General features: G+C 71.1%; 6 protein-coding genes and 1 pseudogene. 4 read left to right on the forward strand and 3 right to left on the reverse strand.

Features of this window, described 5'->3' with window-relative positions; all coding sequences use genetic code 11:
• The first annotated feature begins 194 nt into the window (after positions 1–194).
• Entirely contained in the window at positions 195–611 is a 417-nt protein-coding gene (locus Q0L54_RS09425; RefSeq protein ID WP_296667547.1) for an RDD family protein, read from the forward strand.
• Positions 608–1,252, forward strand: a complete 645-nt coding sequence (locus Q0L54_RS09430; protein WP_296667549.1) for an HAD-IA family hydrolase — start codon at positions 608–610, stop codon at positions 1,250–1,252. Before Q0L54_RS09425 ends, Q0L54_RS09430 begins: the two co-directional genes overlap by 4 nt.
• Positions 1,253–1,357: 105 nt before the next feature.
• Here Q0L54_RS09430 and Q0L54_RS09435 read toward each other — a convergent pair whose 3' ends face one another.
• Genes Q0L54_RS09435 through lipB form a run of 3 tightly spaced genes read right to left on the reverse strand, consistent with a single transcriptional unit; the run spans position 1,358 to position 3,823 of the window.
• On the reverse strand, positions 1,358–2,059 hold the full coding sequence (locus Q0L54_RS09435) for a DUF4191 domain-containing protein (RefSeq protein ID WP_296667551.1): 702 nt from the start codon (positions 2,057–2,059) through the stop codon (positions 1,358–1,360).
• 58 nt (positions 2,060–2,117) lie between these two features.
• Entirely contained in the window at positions 2,118–3,134 is a 1,017-nt protein-coding gene (gene lipA, locus Q0L54_RS09440) for a lipoyl synthase (RefSeq protein ID WP_296667553.1), read from the reverse strand.
• Positions 3,131–3,823 carry a lipoyl(octanoyl) transferase LipB gene (gene lipB, locus Q0L54_RS09445; protein ID WP_296667555.1) on the reverse strand — a complete coding sequence of 231 codons (693 nt, stop codon included), beginning with the start codon at positions 3,821–3,823 and terminating at the stop codon, positions 3,131–3,133. Before lipB ends, lipA begins: the two co-directional genes overlap by 4 nt.
• Before the next feature lie 69 nt (positions 3,824–3,892).
• Here lipB and Q0L54_RS09450 point away from each other — a divergent pair, with 69 nt between their 5' ends.
• Both Q0L54_RS09450 and Q0L54_RS09455 read left to right on the forward strand, forming a co-directional pair.
• Complete coding sequence (locus Q0L54_RS09450; protein WP_296667557.1) at positions 3,893–6,082, forward strand: MMPL family transporter; 2,190 nt, start codon at positions 3,893–3,895, stop codon at positions 6,080–6,082.
• 59 nt (positions 6,083–6,141) lie between these two features.
• Positions 6,142–6,922, forward strand: a pseudogene (locus tag Q0L54_RS09455) (hypothetical protein); the annotation flags it as partial.

A 6,922-nucleotide genomic window follows, 5' to 3' on the forward strand; every position in this document is an offset into this window, starting at 1 on the left:
CTGTGAACATCCGGTACTCCTTGAACAGATGGACATGGCGGAATCGCACCTCCACCCTAGGCGCGGGGTGTTGCCTCCGCATACAGGGAATGTTTCCGGGCTGTTACATGTGGCGACGGATCCGCCGAGGATGGCTCCTGGACGATGCGGGGGCAACGTCCGGAAGCGGCCGTGGCCGCGGCTAGGCTGGCGCGGTGACCGAGACCTCCCCCAGCGCCCAGGTGGGGCGCCGCCTGGCGGGCATCGGCATCGACTGGCTGCTGTGCATGCTCATCTCCTCCGCGTTCTTCGTGGACCCCCTGTATCCGGTGGACCAGGTCACGGCGATCGAGCGCGTGCTGCTCGCCGGCTCGCCCTTCGCCACCCTCGGGGTGTGGGCCGTCCAGCACCTGATCCTGGTCGCCACGCTGGGCAGCACGATCGGCCACCGGCTGTTCGGCCTGCGCGTGGTGCGCCTCGACGGAGCTCCCTATGTGGGCCCGCTGAAGGCGCTGATCCGCACCGCGCTGCTCGCGCTGGTGATCCCGGCCGTGGTGTGGGGCCCCGACGGGCGCGGTCTGCACGACAGGGCCGCCGGCACGCACGTGGTCCGGGCCGGCGCGGCCGCATGATCCGCCTCGAGGTCGCGGGCGTGCTGCTCGACATGGACGGCACTCTCATCGACTCCACCGCGACCGTGGACCTGGTGTGGGGCGAGTTCGCGCGCGAGGCCGGCTTCGACAGGGACCAGGTGCTTGCCCGAGTGCACGGAGTCCCGGCCCGCGCCACACTGAAGCACTTCCTGGGCGAGGACGCGGATGTCGAGCCGTGGTTCGCCCGCATCTTCGCCATGGAGGAGTCGCTCTTCGAGGCCGACGTCGAGATCCCGGGCGCGGTGGCCGCCGTGCGTGCGATCCCCGCGGGCCGTTGGGCGGTGGTGACCTCGGCCGTCCGGTCCTCCGCGCTGCGGAGGCTCGAGCGGCTCGGGTTCCCCGCGGTCGACCGGATGATCGCCGCCGAGGATGTCGAGCTCGGCAAGCCGCATCCGGAGCCCTATGTGCGCGGTGCACGGGCGCTGGGCGTGGATCCGAGCGATTGCGTGGTGTTCGAGGACGCCGATGCGGGCGTGCGGGCGGGACTCGCGTCGGGGGCGACCGTGGTGGTCGTGGGATCCCTGCGTACGCCGGCGACCGAGGGCCTGGCGCGCGTGGCCGACATGCGGGAGGTGCGGTTCGCGTCGTCGGAGCGCGGGGTGGCGGTCACGCTGCCGTAGCAGCGTCGCTCAGTTACCCATGGGAGTCGCAGACCTCGCGAAACCGTCGCTCAGCTACCCGGAGCGTGGACATGCTACGCGCGGCGCGGCGCGGCAACGCCACCGTCAGCGGCCGCGCATCCCCTTGCGGTCCGGGCGCGCGCGCACGGGGTCGATGCCCTTGGGCATGGGCGGCTTGGCGCCGCCGATCGCCTTGAGGCGTGCGGAGACCGTGGCCTGATCGGCCTTCTTGAGCGCCTTCTTGGTCTTGCGGATGGTGCGGTTGAGCTTCGGCAGGGGCACCTCGCCCTCCGCGCGCCCGATGTAGAGAGTGGTGACGGGCACGCCGGGAACCAGCTTCTCGATGCGCTTCTGCGTCTGCTGGGCCGGCTTGCGCGCGGCGGAGCCGCCCTCCGCGAGCAGCACGATGCCGCCCTTGCCCACGCCCTGGAACACCAAGGACTTGCCCCGCGGGTCCATGTTGACCGGGTCGTCCTGGAACGCCCAACCCGAGCGGATCGCCTTGGCGACCGCCACGGAGGCGCCCATCTGCCCCTCCATCTGCGCGTACGCGTTGCGCTCGAAGCGGCGCGTGAGGAAGTACATGGCGCCCAGCAGCGCGGTCATCACACCCATGATCGACGCGTAGATGATCGCCGCGAGGCTGCCGATGAGGAGGCCCCCGGCCACGAAGACGGCGATGCCGCCCACGATGATGCCGATGATGCCGGGCAGGAGTGCCTTGTCGTGGGGCGCGGTGGTGCGGTAGGCCTGAGCGACCAGGTGGTACCAGCGCTGCTTCTTGGGGGCGGTCTTGTCCTTAGCCATGATGGGCACAGTTTAGCCGCTGGCGCACTGCCGCCGGTCCCGCCGGAGCGATCAGCGGCTAAGCGAGCTCGGGGTGCGCGCGCAGCAGTGCGGAGGCCTCCTGGCGAGCCTCGGTCGCCTCGCCCAGGTGGGCGAGCGACTCCGGGATCTCGCGGCCCTTGCGGCGCATCGCCTGGCCCCACAGTCGTCCGGCGCGGTACGACGACCGCACCAGCGGCCCGGACATGACGCCCAGGAAGCCGATCTCCTCGGCGATCTCGGACAGCTCGACGAACTCGGAGGGCTTCACCCACCGGTCCACGGGGTGGTGGCGCGGGCTGGGGCGCAGGTACTGGGTGATGGTGAGGAGGTCGCACCCGGCGGCGTGCAGGTCGCGCAGCGCCTCGACGGCCTCGTCGAACGTCTCGCCCATGCCCAAGATCAGGTTGGACTTGGTGACCAGCCCCGCCTCCTGAGCCGCGGTCAGCACCGACAGGGACCGGTCGTAGCGGAAGCCGGGACGGATGCGCTTGAACACCCTCGGCACCGTCTCGAGGTTGTGGGCGAGCACCTCCGGGCGCGAGGAGAACACCTCGGCCAGCTGGTCGGGCTCCGCGTTGAAGTCGGGGATGAGCAGTTCCACGCCCACGCCTGGGTTGAGGCCGTGGATCTGGCGCACCGTCTCGGCGTACAGCCACGCGCCGCCGTCCTCCAGGTCGTCGCGCGCGACGCCGGTGACCGTCGAATACTTGAGGCCCATCTGGCGCACGGACTCGGCGACGCGGCGCGGCTCGTCCGCGTCGAAGTCGGCGGGCTTACCCGTGTCGATCTGGCAGAAGTCGCAGCGTCGCGTGCACTGGTCGCCGCCGATGAGGAACGTGGCCTCGCGGTCCTCCCAGCATTCGAAGATGTTGGGGCATCCCGCCTCCTCGCACACCGTGTGCAGGCCGCCCGTCTTCACCAGTCCCTTGAGATCCTTGTACTCCGGGCCCATGGTGGCCTTGGTGCGGATCCATTCGGGCTTGCGCTCGATCGGGACGGCGGCGTTGCGGGCCTCGACGCGCAGCATCTTGCGGCCCTCGGGTGCGATGGTCACACAGGCTCCTTCGTGGGGAGGGTGTCGGGGACGCGGGTCTGCGCCTCGGCCCACCTTACGTCCGCGAGCGCGGATTCTAGGAATCCCAGGGTGGGCTCGACGACATCGTGGATGGTCACCGTCCGGCCCAGCTCGGCGGACAGCGACGTCACGTCCGCATCCGAGATCCCGCAGGGGACGATGCGGTCGTACCAGTCCAGGTCGGGGTCGCAGTTGAGCGCGAACCCGTGCATCGTCACGCCGCGCGCGACCCGCACGCCGATGGCGCAGATCTTGCGTTCGCGCCGGCCGTTCGCCGCGGGAAGCCACACGCCGGAGCGGTCCGCGACGCGCATCGTCTCGATGCCGAGGGACCCGCACAGTTCCATGATGGCGCGCTCGAGCGCGCGCACGTACTTCACCACGTCGACGGGGGTGGCGAGGCGCACGATCGGGTAGCCCACGAGCTGCCCTGGGCCGTGCCAGGTGATGCGCCCGCCGCGGTCGACGTCGATCACGGGTGTGCCGTCCATGGGGCGGTCCCAGACGGCGGTGCGCTTGCCCGCCGTGTAGACCGGCTCGTGCTCGACCAGCACCACCGTGTCCTCGCGCTCGCCAGACACGACCTGGGCGTGGATCTCGCGCTGCAGGTCCCAGGCCTCCTGGTAGGGCACCAGGCGCGTGCCGAGCTCGAGGGGAAGGATCTGCATTTCAGAAGCGTAACCCTTGGAACTCGCGGGAATGCCGGGCGGCGTCCGGCGTTGGTGGAGGATATGAACGTGCTGAAGCGTCCGTGGCTCCGTCCCGTCCTCGTCGTCCTCGTCATCTTCGCGTGGCTCTCGATAGCCGGAGCGGGCGGCCAGACCTTCGGGAAGCTCTCCGAGGTTCAGGAGAATGATTCGGGCGCCTTCCTGCCCTCGAGCGCGGAATCCACGGAGGCGGCGGCCGCACACGCGGAGTTCGCGCCCACCGACTCGATCCCGGCGCTGCTGGTGGTGGACGATGCCACGCCCGCAGACCTCGACACCGTCCAGTCCTTCGTCGACGACGTGTTGACGGTGCCGCTCGAGGGTGACCCCGAGGGCCGCACCATCGGCGACGTCACCCTCTCCGGCCCCCAGGGCCAGGGACCCACGGCCATCCCCTCGGAGGACGGCGAGGCCATCCTGGTCACGTTCTCCGTGGACGCCGAGGTGTTCAGCGAGCAGGTGGGCGAATCGTCGTTCGGCCAGGTCTACGTCGACACCATGCGAGCCGCGTGGGCGGAGGCGGATACGGGTCTGTCCGGATACGTGACCGGACCCGCCGGCCTGGTGGCGGACCTGGTCGAGGCCTTCGCCGGCATCGACGGCATCCTGCTGCTCGTGGCGCTCGGCGTCGTGCTGGTGATCCTGCTCATCGTCTACCGCAGCCCCGTCCTGCCGTTCCTGGTGCTCGCGACCTCGATGATCGCCCTCACGGGCGCGATCATCGCGGTCTATGCCATGGCCTCCAACAACGTCATCACGCTGAACGGGCAGAGCCAGGGCATCATGTTCATCCTTGTGGTGGGCGCGACCACCGACTATGCGCTGCTGCTGGTGGCGCGCTATCGCGAGGAGCTGCTGCGCATCCAGTCGCCGTACGCCGCGCTCGCCAAGGCCTGGCGCCGCTCGCTCGAGCCCATCGCGGCCTCCGCGGGCACGGTGGTGTTGGGACTGCTCGTGCTCCTCCTGAGCGATCTCAAGTCGAACGCCGCCCTGGGCCCGGCGGGCGCGATCGGCATCGCCGCATCGTTCCTCGCCGCCCTCACGTTGTTGCCGGCGCTGCTGCTCATCGGCGGCAAGCACGCCCGAGGCGTGTTCTGGCCCGCCATGCCTCGCTACCGCGGAGACGATGCGCACGAGGCCGAGGAGACCATCGAGGCCGTCGAGCGCCGCGCCGGGATCTGGGGGAAGGTTTCGCGCCGGGTCGCCGCGCGGCCTCGCGTGGTGTGGGTCGCCGCGTCGCTGCTGCTGCTTGGCCTGGCGGCATTCCTGCCCACCTTCAAGTCCGGCGGGCTGGGCGAACGGGACGTGTTCACCGGTGAGGTCGAGTCCATTGCCGGCTTCGAGGTGCTGGAGGCTCACTTCTCCGCGGGTGCCACCTCCCCGATCCGCATCATCGCCGCGGAGGACCAGGCCGACGAACTGGTCGACGCCGTGGCCGCCGTGGATGGCGTCGACGCCGCCTATGTGCTCACCCCGTCGATCGCCGCGGGAGCCCCCGCGGGAGTGGTTCAGGACGAGCCGATCGTGATCGACGGCCGCGTCGAGATCAACGCCATCACCCAGGTCGCCGCCTCCTCGGTGGAGGCGCAGGACATCGTGGCCGAGGTTCGCGAGGTGGTCCACGCGATCGAACCCGACGCCCTCGTGGGCGGCCAGGCGGCCGAGGCGCTCGACACCCGAACCACCTCGGAGCGTGACCTTCGCATCATTCTGCCCACCATCCTGGTGGTCATCCTGCTGGTGCTCATGCTGCTGCTGCGGGCCGTCATCGCGCCCGTACTGATCATCCTCGCGAACGTCCTGAGCTTCGCCGCGACCATGGGTCTCTCGGCCGTGTTCTTCAACCACGTGTTCGGCTTCCCGGGCACGGACCCGGCGGTACCGCTGCTCGCGTTCGTGTTCCTGGTGGCGCTGGGTGTCGACTACTCGATCTTCCTCATGTCGAGAGCGCGCGAGGAGTCGCTGGTGCACGGCAGCCGCGAAGGCGTCCGCCGTGCCCTGGCGGTCACGGGTGGCGTCATCACGTCCGCGGGCCTGGTGCTCGCCTCGACCTTCGCGGCACTCGGGGTCATCCCGCTCGTGTTCCTCGCACAGATCGCCTTCATCGTCGCGGTGGGCGTGCTGATCGACACCTTCATCGTCCGCTCGCTGCTGGTGCCGGGGCTCATCGGCGACATGGGCCGCCGGGCATGGTGGCCGTCGCGGCGCATCGGCGACTGACGCCGGCCCTGCCTGTGGAGAACGGGATCGCGCGCCGCGGGTGATGGCACGGTGGTGGGGTGCGTTCCCTCACCCCGCTCGCGATCGATCGGGTCACCCGCGAAGTCGGCGCGGGTGACGGCGACGAGCGCCGCGCGCGCAGCCGCGTCGCGGCGCTGAGCCAGGTCTCCCACCTGGGCGTGTGCGTCCCGCTCGACGTGATGCGAGAGCACGATGCCGTGGTGGTCTGCTCGCCGCGCGTCGCCGGGGTGCCGCTCGACCGGGCCGGTCGCGTCGAGGATCTCGGCGCGTGGGTCTGGCTGGTGTCGGAGCTCGCTCACGCCCTCGCGGCGCTGCACGGCAGCGGGCTCTCCCACGGCGACCTCTCGCCGTCCAATGTGGTGGTGGGTTCGCGGCCCGTGCTGGTGGACATGGTGGGACCCGCGCTCGGGCGCGAGCGTGGGACCCCCGGCTTCGCGGCCCCGGAGCGCGCCGCCGGAGGCCCGCCGAGTCCCGCGTCGGACGTCTACTCACTGGGCGCCCTCGCCCTGGCCGCCGCCGGCGAGCACATCCGTACCGCGGCACAGGCCTGGACCGCCCCGATGGTGGAGGAGGACCCCGCCGCGCGGCCGTCGGCTCGAGCGGTCGCCCAAGGTGTCACCAGGTGCGCGCCGCCCGTCCGGTGGGTGCCCGCCGCCGATCGCGCCGAGGCTCGGGCGGCGGCGGACCGGCGCGCACGGACGGTCAGCGACCCGAGGGCGTGGCACTGGCGGCTGCGGCGACGTCCCTGGCGGCTGGCCGCGGCGGCGGTCGTCACGGTCGTGATCGCGGGCTGGCTGGCGTGGGGCCCGGACCCCGCGC

The organism is Demequina sp. (assembly GCF_024642165.1).
GTDB lineage: Bacteria > Actinomycetota > Actinomycetes > Actinomycetales > Demequinaceae > Demequina.

Excerpts from the sequence above, each read along its gene's own strand:
- Q0L54_RS09430 (WP_296667549.1), top strand. The coding sequence starts at position 608 with ATGATCCGCCTCGAGGTCGCGGGCGTGCTGCTCGACATGGACGGCACT.
- Q0L54_RS09435 (WP_296667551.1), bottom strand. The coding sequence starts at position 2,059 with ATGGCTAAGGACAAGACCGCCCCCAAGAAGCAGCGCTGGTACCACCTG.
- lipB (WP_296667555.1), bottom strand. The coding sequence starts at position 3,823 with ATGCAGATCCTTCCCCTCGAGCTCGGCACGCGCCTGGTGCCCTACCAG.